Origin of the sequence: Desulfocurvus vexinensis DSM 17965, assembly GCF_000519125.1 — a bacterium.
GTDB classification, from domain to species: Bacteria; Desulfobacterota; Desulfovibrionia; order Desulfovibrionales; family Desulfovibrionaceae; genus Desulfocurvus; species Desulfocurvus vexinensis.
On record NZ_JAEX01000005.1, the window covers coordinates 181,584 to 196,181 of the forward strand.

General features: G+C 70.0%; 19 protein-coding genes. 17 read left to right on the forward strand and 2 right to left on the reverse strand.

Annotation, left to right across the window (positions count from 1 at the left end; genetic code table 11):
- Nucleotides 1-16 precede the first annotated feature (16 nt).
- Nucleotides 17-967 (forward strand): hypothetical protein, encoded by a 951-nt coding sequence (locus tag G495_RS20270; RefSeq protein ID WP_156939599.1) that lies wholly within the window; start codon nucleotides 17-19, stop codon nucleotides 965-967.
- A gap of 77 nt (nucleotides 968-1,044) precedes the next feature.
- Nucleotides 1,045-1,608: a CDP-alcohol phosphatidyltransferase family protein gene (locus tag G495_RS0106330; RefSeq protein ID WP_028587117.1), complete on the forward strand. Its 564-nt coding sequence runs from the start codon at nucleotides 1,045-1,047 to the stop codon at nucleotides 1,606-1,608.
- Between the two features lie 119 nt (nucleotides 1,609-1,727).
- On the opposite strand, the gene G495_RS0106335 is transcribed toward G495_RS0106330, so the two are convergent.
- A complete protein-coding gene (locus G495_RS0106335) occupies nucleotides 1,728-1,928 on the reverse strand; it encodes a twin-arginine translocase TatA/TatE family subunit (protein ID WP_028587118.1) in 201 nt (66 codons plus the stop codon).
- A gap of 201 nt (nucleotides 1,929-2,129) precedes the next feature.
- On the opposite strand from G495_RS0106335, the gene G495_RS0106340 reads away from it, so the two are divergent.
- The 12 genes from G495_RS0106340 to G495_RS17960 all read left to right on the forward strand — a co-directional run bounded on the left by G495_RS0106340 (nucleotide 2,130) and on the right by G495_RS17960 (nucleotide 9,913).
- Nucleotides 2,130-2,507 (forward strand): hypothetical protein, encoded by a 378-nt coding sequence (locus G495_RS0106340; RefSeq protein WP_028587119.1) that lies wholly within the window; start codon nucleotides 2,130-2,132, stop codon nucleotides 2,505-2,507.
- Between the two features lie 37 nt (nucleotides 2,508-2,544).
- On the forward strand, nucleotides 2,545-3,396 hold the full coding sequence (locus tag G495_RS0106345; protein ID WP_156939600.1) for a hypothetical protein: 852 nt from the start codon (nucleotides 2,545-2,547) through the stop codon (nucleotides 3,394-3,396).
- A 2-nt stretch (nucleotides 3,397-3,398) separates the two neighbouring features.
- Nucleotides 3,399-4,103, forward strand: coding sequence for an HAD family hydrolase (locus tag G495_RS17945; protein WP_051445129.1), 705 nt, complete (start codon nucleotides 3,399-3,401; stop codon nucleotides 4,101-4,103).
- A gap of 72 nt (nucleotides 4,104-4,175) precedes the next feature.
- Nucleotides 4,176-4,466, forward strand: coding sequence for a YggT family protein (locus G495_RS0106355; RefSeq protein WP_028587121.1), 291 nt, complete (start codon nucleotides 4,176-4,178; stop codon nucleotides 4,464-4,466).
- A 10-nt stretch (nucleotides 4,467-4,476) separates the two neighbouring features.
- Nucleotides 4,477-4,983 (forward strand): DivIVA domain-containing protein, encoded by a 507-nt coding sequence (locus G495_RS0106360; protein WP_028587122.1) that lies wholly within the window; start codon nucleotides 4,477-4,479, stop codon nucleotides 4,981-4,983.
- A gap of 55 nt (nucleotides 4,984-5,038) precedes the next feature.
- Nucleotides 5,039-5,278, forward strand: coding sequence for a DUF167 family protein (locus tag G495_RS17950; protein ID WP_028587123.1), 240 nt, complete (start codon nucleotides 5,039-5,041; stop codon nucleotides 5,276-5,278).
- Between the two features lie 56 nt (nucleotides 5,279-5,334).
- Nucleotides 5,335-5,562: a hypothetical protein gene (locus G495_RS0106370; protein ID WP_028587124.1), complete on the forward strand. Its 228-nt coding sequence runs from the start codon at nucleotides 5,335-5,337 to the stop codon at nucleotides 5,560-5,562.
- 1 nt (nucleotide 5,563) lies between these two features.
- Nucleotides 5,564-7,261, forward strand: coding sequence for a biosynthetic-type acetolactate synthase large subunit (ilvB, locus tag G495_RS0106375; protein WP_028587125.1), 1,698 nt, complete (start codon nucleotides 5,564-5,566; stop codon nucleotides 7,259-7,261).
- A 13-nt stretch (nucleotides 7,262-7,274) separates the two neighbouring features.
- Nucleotides 7,275-7,754, forward strand: coding sequence for an acetolactate synthase small subunit (ilvN, locus tag G495_RS0106380; protein WP_028587126.1), 480 nt, complete (start codon nucleotides 7,275-7,277; stop codon nucleotides 7,752-7,754).
- A 140-nt stretch (nucleotides 7,755-7,894) separates the two neighbouring features.
- A complete protein-coding gene (gene ilvC / locus G495_RS0106385; protein ID WP_028587127.1) occupies nucleotides 7,895-8,884 on the forward strand; it encodes a ketol-acid reductoisomerase in 990 nt (329 codons plus the stop codon).
- A 229-nt stretch (nucleotides 8,885-9,113) separates the two neighbouring features.
- Nucleotides 9,114-9,407 carry a type II toxin-antitoxin system TacA family antitoxin gene (locus tag G495_RS17955; protein WP_051445130.1) on the forward strand — a complete coding sequence of 98 codons (294 nt, stop codon included), beginning with the start codon at nucleotides 9,114-9,116 and terminating at the stop codon, nucleotides 9,405-9,407.
- Nucleotides 9,404-9,913, forward strand: a complete 510-nt coding sequence (locus tag G495_RS17960) for a GNAT family N-acetyltransferase (protein WP_051445131.1) — start codon at nucleotides 9,404-9,406, stop codon at nucleotides 9,911-9,913. The genes G495_RS17955 and G495_RS17960 overlap by 4 nt, the downstream gene beginning before the upstream one ends.
- A 16-nt stretch (nucleotides 9,914-9,929) precedes the next feature.
- Here the strand turns inward: G495_RS17960 and G495_RS0106400 are convergent, their stop codons facing one another.
- Nucleotides 9,930-10,880, reverse strand: coding sequence for a hypothetical protein (locus G495_RS0106400; protein ID WP_028587128.1), 951 nt, complete (start codon nucleotides 10,878-10,880; stop codon nucleotides 9,930-9,932).
- A gap of 416 nt (nucleotides 10,881-11,296) precedes the next feature.
- Between G495_RS0106400 and G495_RS0106405 the strand changes: the two genes are divergently transcribed.
- From G495_RS0106405 to G495_RS22005, 3 genes are all read left to right on the forward strand, one after another.
- On the forward strand, nucleotides 11,297-13,513 hold the full coding sequence (locus G495_RS0106405) for a SulP family inorganic anion transporter (protein WP_028587129.1): 2,217 nt from the start codon (nucleotides 11,297-11,299) through the stop codon (nucleotides 13,511-13,513).
- An 80-nt stretch (nucleotides 13,514-13,593) separates the two neighbouring features.
- The gene (locus tag G495_RS0106410; RefSeq protein ID WP_028587130.1) at nucleotides 13,594-14,382 is read left to right on the forward strand and encodes a dimethylarginine dimethylaminohydrolase family protein; all 789 of its coding nucleotides are present in this window, start codon (nucleotides 13,594-13,596) and stop codon (nucleotides 14,380-14,382) included.
- 16 nt (nucleotides 14,383-14,398) lie between these two features.
- Nucleotides 14,399-14,563 carry a hypothetical protein gene (locus G495_RS22005; RefSeq protein WP_169734358.1) on the forward strand — a complete coding sequence of 55 codons (165 nt, stop codon included), beginning with the start codon at nucleotides 14,399-14,401 and terminating at the stop codon, nucleotides 14,561-14,563.
- The last annotated feature ends 35 nt before the right edge of the window (nucleotides 14,564-14,598 follow it).

Sequence of the window (14,598 nt, forward strand, 5' to 3'; positions counted from 1 at the left end):
TGTACTGGCGAGCATCATGAGCAGCGCACGAATCCCCCGTTTCCTGATGGCCTGTTGCGTCGCGGCCCTGGCCGTGGCGCTGTCCTGGAGCCTTGCCCCGGCCCGGGTGGTCGAGGTGCCGTGGGCCCCCGGCGGCGAGGGCGACGGCCCGCACACCCGCGAGCAGGCCCGCGAGGCCGCTTTCCGCAACGCCGTGCTGGCCGAGGCCCTGGACCTGTTGCCCGGCGCGCTGTCCGTGCCGCGCCAGGAGCTGTTGCGCCAGTACCTGCTGCCGCGCGCGGCGGACTATGTGCAGAGCTACGCCGAGGCCGGTTCGGCCCAGGCCGGGCCGGGGGCCGCCATGGCCGCCCCCGGGGGGGGCTCGGTCCTGCGCCTGGACGTGACGGTCAACCGCCCGGCCCTCAAGCGGACCCTGCAACGCATGGGCACCTATTACACCGTGCGCGGCGCCCGCGAGTACGACTTGGCCCTGGCCAGCGGGGCGGGCGGTGCCCTGGACGAGGTCGCCCGGCTTCAGGAGCTTTCGGGCCTGACGGTGCGCCGGGGCGCGACGCCGCTGCTGACCCTGTCCTCCGACGGCCCGTCGGCGGGCTGGGGCGGGCGCCTGGAGCAGGGCGGCCAGACCTGGGCCGCCACGGGCGCCGACCTGGCCACGGTCTGGTTCGAGCTGTGGGGGCACTATTTTTCCGGCCCCGGGGCCGGTGCCGGAGTGGTGGACCAGGTGCCGCTGACGGTGCGCGGCTGGTCGTCCACCGACGGCGTCAAGGCCTTCGACGCCGAGCTGGGCTCCTGGGACGGGCTGGTGGAAAGCCGTTCCCTGGTGCGGGTGCTGCTGCTGCCCGAGGGCGTGGCCGGAGTCTGGACCGTGCGCTCCCTGAGCCCCGACGCCCTGGCCCGCAAACTGGAGCAGACCCTGCCCGGGCGCGGGCTGACCTGGGAAGGCCTGCCGGGCCGCACCAGCCCCTGACCGAGGCCCCCGGTGCGGCGCGAGGGCAATTCCCGCGCCACTGCTGCAAACCCTTGCCCCTCTGACCGAGGCCCCCGGTGCAGCGCGAGAACAACTGGACCATCCCCAACATCCTGACGGTGTTCAGGATTCTGCTCACCCCGGTCTTCGTGATGAGCTTCATCGCCGGGCATGTGCAACTGGCGCTGCTGGTGTTCACCCTGGCCGGGGTGACCGACGCTCTGGACGGCGCCCTGGCGCGCATCCTGCACCAGCGCACCCGCCTGGGGGCCATGCTCGACCCCCTGGCCGACAAGGTGCTCATCGTCACCGGGTTCTTGTGCCTGGGCATCGTGGGCTGGGCGCCCGACTGGCTGGTGGTGCTGGTTATCAGCCGCGACGTGATCATCGTCGGCGGGCTGGGGGTGCTGCATTTCTGGGGCGTGGACGTGCGCGCCACCATCCGCCCCAGCCCCCTGAGCAAGGTCAACACCACGGCCCAGCTGGCCTTCCTGTTCATTGTCCTGGCGGGGCAGGCGCAGTGGTTCGCCGTGCCCCGGGTGGAGCTGGGCGTGGTGGCGCTCATCAGCATCCTGACGGTGTTTACCGGGGTGAGCTACGTCATGCGCGGGCTGGCGCTGTTCCCCAGCCAGGAGGACTGAGCCGCGCGCCCCGGGGCTCCGCGGGGCATGCGGACGGAAAAACCCGGCAGCCAGAGGGCTGCCGGGTTTTTTCGTCCGTCGCAAGGTGCGGGGAAAGCAGAAGGCGGGGCGCGGGGCCGCTAGTCCTTCTTCTTCTCCTCGGTTTCGTCCTTGGCCTTGGGGGTCACGTCTATCTCGTCGGGCTGGGTGGTCGCCTTCTTGAAGTTGCTGATGGCCTTGCCCAGCCCGCCGCCGATCTCGGGCAGCTTCTTGGCGCCGAAGATCACCAGCACGATGAGCAGAATTATGATCAATTCGCCAAAGCCCGGGGTGCCGAACATCATGGGTGAGACCTCCACTTGGGTGTTGGTTGGCGTATACACTCGCCCCGGGGGCAGGTCAAGGCGCGCCCGGGTCGGCGCGGGAAAAAGCGGCTTGCTATTTTAGGAGAATGTGGGAGGATTCCCCCCTCCGGGCCGCCGGGGGCGCCCGGGAATCCGGGCGCGGCCCGCCCGCCCGCAGACCACGACCGCGCGACGATCATGACTGCACCCATCCGGCGCCTGCCGGGAAACGAATGCCGCCATTTCGCCGGGGGGCGCTGCCTCTTCGAGGAGCGGCGCAACCCGGGCTACAACCGCAGCTGGCAGTGCCGCGTCCTGCTGCAGTGGGAGGCGTGCTACGACGACTTCCTGCTGCGGGCCGAGGCGTTCCGCCTGGAGGCCGCCAGCGCCGCCGGGCTCTGGGAGCGCCGCGTGGAGCGTCTGGTGGCCCAGGCGCCGGACTGCGCGGAGTTCCGCCGGGGCGGCGGCTCCGCCACCGGATGCGCCAACGCGGTTGGCGAACTGTGCCTGCTGCGGCTGCCCCAGTGTCCGGGCCGCTGCAGGCATTTCGCGCTCTGCCCGGAGGCCGGAGCGTGACGGCCCCCCGGCCCGCAACCCGCAACGAGGTTTCGCCATGGATGATACGACGATGCTGATTCATTTTCCGGAGCTGTTGCCGTCTTCGCGCTGCGAGGCCGTGCCCGGGGTGCGCCACCTGGACCCGGGCTTCCCCGCCGGGCTGGCTCCCGAGGTGGGCTACCTGCCGCCCGGGCTGCCCCTGGACGCCCGGGCCGCCGCCCGCTGGCTGGCCCAGGCCACGGGCTACGCGGGTCTGTTCGCCCCCGGGGCCCTGCGCGCCGCCGAGGCCGCGGCCAAGGCCCCCGGAGCCGACCCCTACGGCGACCCCACCCGCGTCATCGTCGGCGAACTGGCGGCCCTGGAGGGCCTCGGGCCCGCGCCCCAGGGAGCCGCGCCGGGCGCGGACACCTCGCGGCTGCGCGCCCAGGCCGTGCTGCTCCTGGCCTGCGAGCGCGAGCGGGCCCTGGCCGAGGTCCGCACCCTGGGCGCCGCCCATGGGGGCGCCGTGGAGCGCCTGGGCGCCACCCTGGGCCTGGAGCCCGAGGACATGGACGAGCTGGCCGCCGCAGGCGGGCTGGCCCTGGATGACGGGGAGGAGCCGGCCTACGCCGAGCCCGCCCAGTGGCAGCCCGTGCTGGGGGCCATGCTGCGGCTTTTGCCCCCGCAGGCCGTGCTGTACGCCGACGCCGCGCCGGTGGTCGAGGCGTGGCGCGAGGCCGGGGTGCCCCTGGCGCCCGTGGCCGGGGCGGAGCTGGCGCGCCTGCTGCCCGGAGCCCCGGCGGGGGGCTGGCTGCTGGCGCGCTGCCCGGGCTACGTGCTCATGGGCGCGACCCGGCCCCTGGCCGAGGCCCCCTGGCTGGACGGGGAGCGCACGGTGCTTGCGCGCGCCGCCGGGGCAGGGCAGTAGCCATGCGCCTGTGCACCGATTTCACCGACCCCCGCTTCCTGGAGGGGCTCACCGGGCTGGTCTTCGACTGCGACGGGGTGCTCTTCGACTCCTGGGAGGTCAACAAGGCCTACTACAACGCCATCCGCAAGGGCCTGGGCCTGGAGCCCATGGACCCCGAGATGGAGCACTACGTCCACGCCCACGCGGTGAACGAGTCCGTGGCGCGCATCACCCCCGCCGGGCGGCTGGACGAGGCCCAGGCCGTGCGCGCCTCCCTGGACTACCGCGAGCTGATCCACCTCATGCGCCCGGCCCCCGGGCTGGCGCACATGCTGGACGCCGCGCGGGGTGCGGGCCTGCGCCTGGGGGTGTTCACCAACCGTACCACGACCATGGAACTGGTGCTGGACACCTTCGGCCTGGACCATTTCTTCGAACCCGTGGTCACCGCGCGCGACGTGGCGCCCAAGCCTGCGCCCGACGGGCTGCGGCGCATCCTGGGCCGCTGGCGCGCCACGGCGGGGCAGGTGGCCTTCGTGGGCGATACGGTGCTGGACCAGCGCGCCGCGCGCGGGGCCGGGGTGCGCTTCTGGGCCTACCGGGCCCCGGCCCTGGCGGCGGACCTGCACATCGACGATTTCTGGTGCCTGGGGCGCCACCTCGCCGGGCGGGGCAAAGGCCCGGGGGTCGAGGCGCACCGGGTGGTGCGTGGAAATTTCCCTTGATTCGCTGTTGTGTCTGTGCGAACTAAATTGGTACCCGCGTGCCGCCCCGGCGCGGCGTGAAAGGAGGCTGCATTGGGATACTTCCTGTTGGCGGTGGCGAAAGTCCTCGGTCTGGCCCTGAACCTGTACATGTGGATCGTCATCGCTTCCGCGCTGTTGACCTGGGTCAACCCCGACCCCTACAACCCCATCGTGCGAACCCTCAGAGGCCTGACCGAGCCGGTGTTCTACCGCGTGCGGACGTGGCTGCCCTTCGTGCGCGTCGGCGGGTTCGACCTCTCGCCCATCGTGGTCATCTTCGCCGTGGTGTTCCTGGATACCTTCCTGGTGAACAACCTGATGGCCCTGGCCCAGCGCTTCTAGCGGAGCCGACATGAAAGTCAGCAAGATCGACGTGCTGAACAAGATCTTCACCCGCTCCTTCCGGGGGTACACCTGTGCGGAGGTGGACGCCTTCCTGCAGGACACGGCCCAGAGCCTGGGCGACCTGGCCGAGGCCCGGGAGGCCCTGGAGGCCCGCGTGGCCGCGCTGGAAGAAGCCCTGGGCGAGCACAAGAGCCGCGAGGCCACCCTGCGCGACACGCTCATGACCACCCAGCGCATGATGGACGACATGAAGGCCAACGCCCAGAAGGAGGCCCAGCTGATCATCGATGCGGCCAACCAGAAGGCGGAGGTCATGCTGAACCAGACCCACCAGCGGCTGGCCCAGCTGCACGGCGACATTTCGGAGCTCAAGAAGCAGCGCACCCAGTTCGAGATCAAGCTGCGCTCCATCCTCGACGCCCACGTGCGCATGCTCGAGGCCGACAAGGAGGAGCAGGAGAAGCTCGACGACGCCGAGTCCAAGCTGAAGTTCCTGACCAAGGCCGGTGCCTAGCCCCGGGGCCGATGCGCCGCCGTATGCCAGCCGGTCCGGGCCCGGACAGTGGCGGGTGCTGGTCCGCGTGGTGCCCGGCGCCAGGAAGGACGAGGTGGACGGGGTCCACGACGGGCGGCTGAAGATCCGCCTCGCGGCCCCGGCGGTGGAAAACAAGGCCAACAAGGCGCTCATCGCCTTCGCGGCACGGATCTTTCAAGTGAAAAAGAGCGGCGTCAGCATCGCAAGCGGCGAGAAAAGCCGCGAGAAGACGCTGCTCATAGCGGCAGAAACGTCACTGCCGTGGCCCGTCTAGCGGAACGAGGACGGGCCCGGCCAGCGCGAACGCCAACTACCAAAGGAGAAGGACCCATGGAGAAGAAGGACCTCGACCTGATTGCCGAGATGGCCGACAAGAGCCCCGAAGTCAAGGCCCTGTGGGAAGAGCATCTCCTCTATGAAAAGCAGCTGGAAAAGCTGGAGAAGAAGACCTACCGCACTCCCGAGGAGGAGCGCGTGGTGAAGGAAATCAAGAAGAAGAAGCTCATGGGCAAGACCAAGCTGCAAAAGGTTCTGGACCGGCGTCTCGAGGAGGAATGACATGGAGCTCACCGGGGCTCAGATCCTCTTCGAAAGCCTGAAGAAAGAGGGCGTGGACGCGGTGTTCGGCTTCCCCGGCGGGGCCGTCATCGACATCTACGACGAGATGCCCAGGCATCCGGAGATCAGGCACTATCTGGTGCGCCATGAGCAGGGGGCCATCCATGCAGCCGACGGCTACGCCCGGGCCACGGGCAAGGTCGGCGTCTGCCTGGTGACCTCCGGCCCCGGCGCCACCAACACCGTCACCGGCATCGCCAACGCCTACATGGACTCCATCCCCGTGGTGATCTTCACCGGGCAGGTGCCGTCGCCGCTCATCGGCAACGACGCCTTCCAGGAAGTGGACATCGTGGGCATCACCCGGCCCTGCACCAAGCACAACTACCTGGTCAAGGACGTGACGCGCCTGGCCGGGGTCATCAAGGAGGCCTTCTACCTGGCGCGCACCGGGCGCCCCGGCCCCGTGCTGGTGGACCTGCCCAAGGATGTGATCCAGGCCAGGGCCGAGTTCAAGTATCCGCGCCAGGTGCGCATGCGCAGCTACAACCCGACCCTCACGCCCAACGCCAAGCAGGTGGCCCGGGCGCTGGAGGCCATCTGCCAGGCCGACCGGCCCCTGTTCTACGTGGGCGGCGGCGTGGTTTCGTCGGATTCGCACCGCGAGCTGACCTGGCTGGCCAAGAAGCTCAACGTGCCCGTGACGGCGACGCTCATGGGCCTGGGCTCCTTTCCCGGGCACGAGCCGCTGTGGCTGGGCATGCTCGGGATGCACGGCACCTACGCGGCCAACCGCGCCGTGCAGGAGTGCGACCTGCTCATCGCCGTGGGCGCGCGCTTCGACGACCGCGTGACCGGCAAGCTGGCGACCTTCGCCCCGAACGCCAAGGTCATCCACATCGACGTGGACCCGACTTCCATCCGCAAGAACGTGCGCGTGGACGTGCCCATCGTGGCCGACTGCCGCGAGACGCTGGTGGCCCTCAAGGCCCAGGTGGAGGCCGCAAGCGACCCCAAGGGCCTGTGCCGGGCCCGCAAGGACTGGACCGCCACCCTCAAGACCTGGAAGATCGACCACCCGCTGACCTACAACGGCGGCGACTCGGGCGAGATCAAGCCCCAGGCCGTGGTGGAGACCATCTACGAGCTGACCAAGGGCGAGGCCATCATCAGCACCGAGGTCGGCCAGAACCAGATGTGGGCCGCGCAGTTCTACAACTACCACAAGCCCCGCACGCTGCTGACCTCCGGCGGGCTCGGCACCATGGGCTACGGCTTCCCGGCGGCCATCGGCGCGCAGGTGGCCTTCCCCGACAAGCTGGTCATCGACGTGGCGGGCGACGGCTCCATCCAGATGTGCATCCAGGAAATGGCCACCGCCATGTGCTACGACCTGCCCGTGAAGATCGTCATCCTCAACAACGGGTACCTTGGCATGGTCCGCCAGTGGCAGGAGCTGTTCTACAAGAAGAACTACTGCGCCACCTGCATGGACTGGGCGCCGGACTTCGTGAAGCTCGCCCAGGCCTACGGGGCCGAGGGCTACCGCGTCACGGACCCGGCCCAGGTCAAGCCCGTGCTCAAGCAGGCCTTCGGCAACGGCAAGCTGACCATCGTGGACGTGGTGGTCTCGCAGGAGGAGAACGTCTATCCCATGGTCCCTGCCGGGGCCTCGCTGCACGAGATGCTGCTGGTCTAGGAGGAGCGCGGGCATGAGACATGTGTTATCCGTTCTGGTGGAGAACGAGCCGGGAGTCCTGTCACGGATCGCCGGGCTGTTCAGCGGCCGGGGCTACAATATCGAGACCCTCAACGTCGGCCCGACCCTGGACCGCGAGGTGTCGCTCATGACCATCGCCACCTCCGCCCCGGAGGTGGTCATCGAGCAGATCATCAAGCAGCTGCGCAAGCTGGTCACGGTCATCAAGGTCGTGGACATGAACGACCACGTGGCCGTGGAGCGCGAGATGATGCTGGCCAAGGTCGGCGCCGAGGGCGACAAGCGCGCGGAAATCCTGCGCATCGTGGACATCTTCCGCTGCAAGGTGGTGGACGTGTCCCCCGATGAACTGACCATCGAGGCCACGGGCGACCGCGGCAAGCTGGACGCCATCGTCGCGCTACTACAGCGGTTCGGCATCAAGGAGATTGCCAGGACCGGCGCGGTGGCCATGAAAAGGAGCATGCAGTAGGAATGACGCCGCGCCGGTCGGGCCCGACCCGGCGCAGCGAACGATCAGCCGATACGGAAATCAGCCGCGCGGGGAGCCTCCGGCGGCTGATTTCTCGTCTGCATTTTGGTTTCACCCTCAACGATTTGGAGAGGCACGCGATGAAAATCTACTACGACCAGGACGCCGACCTCGGGCTGCTCAAGGGCAAGACCGTGGCCATCATCGGCTATGGCAGCCAGGGCCACGCCCATGCCCAGAACCTGCGCGACTCGGGCGTGAACGTGGTCATCGGCCAGCGCCCCGGCGGGGCGAACTACGAGCTGGCCAAGGAGCACGGCTTCGAGCCCCTGTCCGCCGCCGAGGCCGCCAAGAAGGCCGACTGCATCATGATCCTGCTGCCGGACCAGACCCAGGCCAGCGTCTACAGGAACGACATCGCCCCGAACCTTGCGCCCGGAAAGGTGCTGTTCTTCGCCCACGGCTTCAACATCCACTACACCCAGATCGTGCCGCCCAAGGATGTGGACGTGGTCATGGTCGCCCCCAAGGGCCCGGGGCACCTGGTGCGCCGGGTGTACACCGAGGGCGGCGGCGTGCCGTGCCTGGTGGCCGTGCATCAGGACGCCAGCGGCAAGGCCCAGGACATCGCCCTGGCCTACGCCAAGGGCATCGGCGGCGCGCGCTCGGGCGTCATGGAGACGACCTTCAAGGAAGAGACCGAGACCGACCTGTTCGGCGAGCAGGTGGTGCTGTGCGGCGGCCTGACCTCGCTGATCCAGAAGGGCTTCGAGACCCTGGTGGAGGCCGGCTACCAGCCCGAGGTGGCCTACTTCGAATGCCTGCACGAGGTGAAACTCATCGTGGACCTGATCTACGAGGGCGGCCTGGCCAAGATGCGCCACTCCATCTCCGACACCGCCGAATACGGCGACTTCACGCGCGGCCCGCGCATCGTCAACGACGCGGCCAAGGCCGAGATGAAGCGCGTGCTCCAGGAGATCCAGGACGGCCGCTTCGCCAAGGAGTTCATCCTCGAAAACGTGGCCGGGCAGGCCTCCATGCACGCCATGCGCAAGATGACCGCCGAACACCCCATCGAGAAGGTCGGCGCCAAGCTGCGCGGCATGATGACCTGGCTCAAGAAGTAGCGCGCCCGGCCCGCAACCGGGCCGCGCACGGCAAGAAAAGGCCGCACCCGCGAGGGTGCGGCCTTTTTGCGCCGGGGGGCGATTGCCCCTGCGGCAACGGTGCCGGGCCCGCCACGGGGCAGGGGCGAGGTGCCTCGCCTTCGCCCTGGCAGGCCGAGCACTGCGCAACGGTTCGCCCCGCTTGCCTTGTACGGAAAAAATCCGTATACAGGCGGAAGAGGGCACTGCCATGACACACCAGACTGAAAATTCCATGTCCCGGATTGACGCCCGGATTCCCCTGTCCGTCCGCGAGGTCATTGACCGCGCCGCCGCCATGCAGGGCAGAACCCGCACGGACTTCTTGATCGAAGCGGCGCTGGAAAAGGCGGAAAGGGTCATCGCGGAGCAGGCGGTCCTGCGGCTGGTCGTAGCGGATCAGGAAGTGCTCGCCAAGGCTCTTTTGGATGAGCAGGTCACGGAAGCCACGCCTTTCATCAAGGGGCTGGCCGCCGAGTACGCCGCGCGGATACGCCATACATGAGCCTGCTGTTCGGGCTGCTGACGCCGGAATTGGACAGGAGCGGCTTTGCCTGCGGCGAACCCGCCCTGGACGCCTACCTGCACAAACAGGCCGGGCAGGACATGAAGCGCGGCTTCGCCACCGTGGTGGCCGCCTGCGAGAGTTCCAGCCCCGCGGTGATCGTCGGCTATTACACCCTGTGCGCCGCGTCGATCCTCCTGACCGCCCTGCCGGAAGAGACCGCCCGCAAAATGTCGCGCTATCCAGCCGTACCGGCCATTCGCCTGGGGCGGCTGGCGGTGTCCACCGCCATGCAGGGCCAGCACATCGGCAGCCTGCTGGTGCTGGACGCCGTGCGCCGGGCCTGGCGCAACGAACTGGCCTGGGCCGCGTTCCTGGTCGATGCCAAAAACGAGCGCGCCGCCGCCTTCTACGAGAAATTCCTCTTCCAACGCTTCCGCGAAAACACGCTCACGCTGTGGATGCACCGCAAACAGGCCGGAGCCCTGATCGCGGCTCTGGGCTGATTCAGCCTTGTTCCCCTTACTTCCCCCTGTGCAACAAAAACCCGGCGTCGAACGCTTTCGTTTGGCCCAGGGTCTGGGGGGTTTCCAGTTTGGCTTGGAAGGCCACTGCGTCCGAGTCCACGGGTTGGGCGCCGATGGCGGCGAAGGTCAGGGGCTGGGGGCAGCGGATGCGCAGGGCGGCGAGCTTGGGGTCCTTGAGGAAGGTCTGGATGCGTTCGACCATGTCCTGGTCTGCCGCCGGGAACATTTCGGGCACCAGGCCCTGGGCGAAGCCGGTGACGATGCGCCGCAGGATGGGGGCGCTTTCCGCGCTGCCGTTGGCGGTGGCGTAGGCGGTGAAGAGCTTGTCCACCAGCCCCCGGTCTTCCAGCTCCAGGCCCAGTTCCGTCAGGGTCAGGGCGTCCAGGGCGGCGCGGAACTGCGGGCTCTGGGGGGCGGCGGTCAGCCCGGGGGCAAGGTTCTGGAACGCGCCGTCCAGGGTCAGGCGGTAGAGACCCTCTGCCGTGACGGTCAGTTCCTGAAGGTTCAGGGTCTGCGCGGCGGGGTCGTGGATGTAGCGCACGTCGCAATCGGTCAGGGCCTGCTCCAGCCCCAGGGCCTCGACCACGGGCCGGGCCTGCTCCGGGGCTTCCAGCGACCCGGGGGCCACCCCGGACAGCTTCAGCCGCGCGGCATGGGGGAAGTCCAGCCAGTGTCCGGACAGGGGCGCCAGGGTGGCCTTGGCGATGCGCATCGGCTCCTGGCTGTCATTTGTGCTGATTCTTATTTTTTCCAGGCGGATGACGCTGTCCAGGGAGAGGACGTTGACCCGCTTGGTGGCGCGGATGGTGGCCCCGCCCGCGCTGGCCTCGGCCAGCCAGCCGTCCAGCATGGCCGCGACGCGGTGGTTGGCGTACAGCCAGCCCGCAAGGAACAGGGCGGCGGCCAGGGCGAGGGGGATGGCGAGGGCGAGGGTGCGTCGTGTCATGGCGGCCTTCCTGGTGTCGGAGGTGGCGAGCGGGCGGAGTGCGTCGGGCCGGGGCGCCTGGTTCCGCTACAGTTCCCAAAGATTCACCATGTCCACAACGCGAGGTCAACAGGAAGTTTCCCCCCGCGCGGGCGCGATACTCTCTCCCCGGCTGGGCCCTGGCGGCAAGTTTCCCCCGCGTGGGCGGGATGCTCGCGCAGCACCACAGCCGCCACGGCGCTCCGCCCAGGTTTCCTCCGCGTGGCTGGGATGCTCCACCTCGCGCCCGCCGCGCCCGCCTTTCCCCCGCGCCGCAGGGCAAGGCGCGCCGCTCGTTGCCAAGTGCGCATAAAACAGGCACAGTGCCCGGCGGTGGCGGGTGCCTTCCGCGCCCGCTCCGCCCCCACAGCGCAGCCAGACCGGCAAAGGGCGTGCCCATGAACAGCCTCCGCGACATCCTCGCCGACCTGCGGTCCCCCCGGGCCATCCCCGCCCTGAGCTACGGGGTGGTGGTCGGCGTGCTGCTGGTCGTCATCGAAATCTCCCTGGCCAGCATGGTCTTTTCCGGCCCTCTGGCGCCCCTGGCGGCGCGCGCGGCGGGGCTGACGCTGTTCGGCACGGTGGTCATGTCCCTGGCCTGCGCGCTGTTCAGCTCCTTTCCCGGGCTGGTCAGCCAGCCGCAGGACGCGCCCGTGGCCGTGCTGGCCGGGGCGGCGGCAGCGGTGGCGGCGGCCATGGCCGGGGCGGGGCTCGACGCCCATTTCGCCACCGTGGTGGCGCTTATGGCCGTGTCCTGTCTGGTCACGGCGGCGCTGTTCGCCGTTGTGGCCCGCTTCCGGCTGGCCAACCTGGTGCGCTTTTTGCCGTATCCCGTGGTGGGCGGCTTCCTGGCGGGCAGCGGGATTTTGCTGGCTGCGGGCGGCCTGGGGGTGATGACCGGGGTCGGCCTGTCCACCGACACCCTGGGCGCCTACCTCTCCTGGCCCGTGGCGCGTTTCTGGCTGCCGGGGGCGGGCTTCGCCGTGGCCGTGTACGTCGCCCTGCGGGTGCGCCCGCATTTCCTGCTGCTGCCCGGGGCCCTGGTGCTGGGCATGGTCGCCTTCCACGTCTGGCTGCGGGCTGTGGGCCTGGACCCCGAAGCCGCGCGCCAGCAGGGCTGGCTGCTCGGCGGCCTGCCCGCCGGAGGGCTGTGGCCCGTGCTGGGCATGGGCGACTTGGCCCTGGTGCGCTGGGACGTGCTCCTGGCCCGGGTGCCCGACATGCTGACCATGGCCCTGCTGGCCCTGGTGGGCCTGTTGCTCAACGTGGGCGGGGTGGAGCTGGGCGCGCGCCGCGACGCGGACATGGAGCGCGAGCTGTACACCGCAGCGGGGGGCAGCGTGGCCATGGCCCTGGGCGGCGGCTTCCCGGGCTATCCGTCCCTGGCGCTGTCGCTGCTGGGGCCGCGCACGGGGGTGGTTTCGCGGCTGATTCCGGTGGTCACGGCGCTGCTCTGCGCCGGGGTGTTGCTGGCGGGCGGCGCGGTGCTGTCGCTGTTCCCCCGGGCGCTGCTGGGCGGGCTGGTCACGCTGCTGGGGCTGCTGTTTCTGGACGATTGGCTGGTGGCGGGCTGGAAGCGGCTCACGCGCCTGGACTACGCCATCGTGGCCGTCATCGCCGTGACCATCGCCCTGGTGGGCTTTCTCCACGGGGTGGGACTGGGGCTGGGGCTGGCGGTGCTGCTGTTCGTGGTGCGCATGAGCCGGGTGCCGGTCATCGCCTGGGAGCGCAGCGGCACCGAGGCCGCCAGCGTCCGGCACCGGCCCGTGACCGACCGGGTGCTGCTGCGCTCGCGCGGGGGCGACCTGCGCGTGTTCGGGCTGCGCGGGTTCCTGTTCTTCGGCTCGGCCAGCCTGCTGGGCGACCGGGCCCGGGCCCTGCTGCGCGACTCCCGCGCGCCGCGCTTCCTGGTCGTGGATATGGCCGGGCTCGACGGCTACGACATCTCGGCGGTGAACACCTTCCAGCGCATGGCCCAGCAGGCCCAGGCCCGGGGCGTGACGCTGCTGCTGGCCAAGCCGCCCCGGGGGCTTTTCGCGCTGCTTGGGGCCAACACGGCGCCCGAGGCCATGGCCCATGTGCGCGAATTCGCGGACCTGGACGCCGCCCTCCAGTGGGCCGAGGACCGGCTGCTGGAGGCCGAGCACGCCGCCCTGGCCGCCGGGGGCCAGGGCCGACGCGACGCGCTCTTCGACATGGCCGGCGACGACGTGGCCCGGCATCTGGACGATCTGGCGCGCTTCGAGGACCTGGCCGAACGCCTGGGCCCGGTGCTGGAGCGCCGCGAGCTGGCCGACGGGCAGGAGCTGTTCCGCCAGGGCGAGGACCCGCTGGGGGCGTTCATGGTCCTGCACGGCACCCTGGGCGTGGTGGCCACCTACGGCCAGGGCGCGCAGCAGCGCATCCGCACCCTGGGGCCGGGCGGGCTGGCCGCGCCCATGGCCGCCCTGCGGCCCTATGTGGCCCCGGGCACGGCGCGCGCCGAGGGCCGGGTCGTGGTCGGCTGGGTGCCGCGCGAGGCCTTGGCCCGCCTGGAGGAGACCGATCCGCATACGGCCCTGGCCTTCCACAAGCTGGTGGCGCGGGTGCTCGGGCGCCGGGCCGAGGGCCGCTGAGGCCGCCCCGGGGGTTTACAGCCGCCCGGGGCGCGGATACAACCCTGCCTTTGTCACCGGATCGACCCATTGGAGCCCCCATGTTCACCCACGCCATCGTCCGCGTTCCCTGCGAGAATTTCGCCGCCGGGCTGACCACGTCCACCCACCTCGGCGCCCCCGACTACGACCTGATGCTGCGCCAGCACGACGCCTACGTGGACGCCCTGCGCGGCGCGGGGCTGACGGTCATCACCCTGCCGCCGGAAAACGACTTTCCCGACGCCCATTTCGTGGAGGACACCGCCGTGGTGGTGCCCGAGGTGGCCGTGATCACCAATCCCGGCGCCCCGGCGCGCCAGGGCGAGGAGCGCACCGTGGCCCCGACCCTGGGCCGCTACAAGCGCCTGGCGCGCATCGAGGGCCCCGGCACCCTGGACGGCGGCGACGTGCTGCTGGTGGACCGGCATTTCTTCGTCGGCCTGTCCGAGCGCACCAACGAAGAGGGCGCGGGGCAGTTTGCCGAGATCGTGGCCGCCTACGGCTACACCGTGGACGCCGTGCCCGTGGGCCGGGGGCTGCATTTCAAGTCCGGCGTGAACCATGTGGGCGGGCGCGCGCTGCTGGTGACCCCCGGCTTCGCCGACCTCCCGGCCCTGGCGGGCTACGATGTGCTGGTGACGCCCGAGGGCGAGGACTACGCCGCCAACACGCTGTATGTGAACGGCACCCTGCTGACCCCGGCGGGCTTCCCCGGGGTGCGCGGGCTGCTGGACGGGCTGGGCCTGCCCGTGGTTGAACTGGACATGAGCGAGACGCGCAAGATGGACGGCGGGCTGACCTGCCTGTCGCTGCGCTTTGCCGACCAGCCCGGAACCAGGGGCGCGTAGGGCGCCCGGAGGACCCATGAAGACCCTCAAGGACCGCTACAAGCGCGAGATCGTGGAAGTGCATTGCCCCATCCACAAGGTGTCCAAGATCATCTCCCTGCCCGAGGAGAAGATGCCCGTGTGCCCGGTGTGCAAGAAGACCATGATCCTCAAGGAGGTGCTCACCGAGGGCAAATACTGACCCGCACGACCCCGGCCCGGAACGGCTCCGGGCCG

Coding starts and splice junctions, on each gene's coding strand:
- G495_RS20270 (WP_156939599.1), top strand. CDS start 17: ATGAGCAGCGCACGAATCCCCCGTTTCCTGATGGCCTGTTGCGTCGCG.
- G495_RS0106335 (WP_028587118.1), bottom strand. CDS start 1,928: ATGTTCGGCACCCCGGGCTTTGGCGAATTGATCATAATTCTGCTCATC.
- G495_RS0106340 (WP_028587119.1), top strand. CDS start 2,130: ATGACTGCACCCATCCGGCGCCTGCCGGGAAACGAATGCCGCCATTTC.
- G495_RS0106345 (WP_156939600.1), top strand. CDS start 2,545: ATGGATGATACGACGATGCTGATTCATTTTCCGGAGCTGTTGCCGTCT.
- G495_RS17945 (WP_051445129.1), top strand. CDS start 3,399: ATGCGCCTGTGCACCGATTTCACCGACCCCCGCTTCCTGGAGGGGCTC.
- G495_RS0106360 (WP_028587122.1), top strand. CDS start 4,477: ATGAAAGTCAGCAAGATCGACGTGCTGAACAAGATCTTCACCCGCTCC.
- G495_RS0106370 (WP_028587124.1), top strand. CDS start 5,335: ATGGAGAAGAAGGACCTCGACCTGATTGCCGAGATGGCCGACAAGAGC.
- ilvB (WP_028587125.1), top strand. CDS start 5,564: ATGGAGCTCACCGGGGCTCAGATCCTCTTCGAAAGCCTGAAGAAAGAG.
- ilvN (WP_028587126.1), top strand. CDS start 7,275: ATGAGACATGTGTTATCCGTTCTGGTGGAGAACGAGCCGGGAGTCCTG.
- ilvC (WP_028587127.1), top strand. CDS start 7,895: ATGAAAATCTACTACGACCAGGACGCCGACCTCGGGCTGCTCAAGGGC.
- G495_RS17955 (WP_051445130.1), top strand. CDS start 9,114: ATGACACACCAGACTGAAAATTCCATGTCCCGGATTGACGCCCGGATT.
- G495_RS17960 (WP_051445131.1), top strand. CDS start 9,404: ATGAGCCTGCTGTTCGGGCTGCTGACGCCGGAATTGGACAGGAGCGGC.
- G495_RS0106400 (WP_028587128.1), bottom strand. CDS start 10,880: ATGACACGACGCACCCTCGCCCTCGCCATCCCCCTCGCCCTGGCCGCC.
- G495_RS0106405 (WP_028587129.1), top strand. CDS start 11,297: ATGAACAGCCTCCGCGACATCCTCGCCGACCTGCGGTCCCCCCGGGCC.
- G495_RS0106410 (WP_028587130.1), top strand. CDS start 13,594: ATGTTCACCCACGCCATCGTCCGCGTTCCCTGCGAGAATTTCGCCGCC.
- G495_RS22005 (WP_169734358.1), top strand. CDS start 14,399: ATGAAGACCCTCAAGGACCGCTACAAGCGCGAGATCGTGGAAGTGCAT.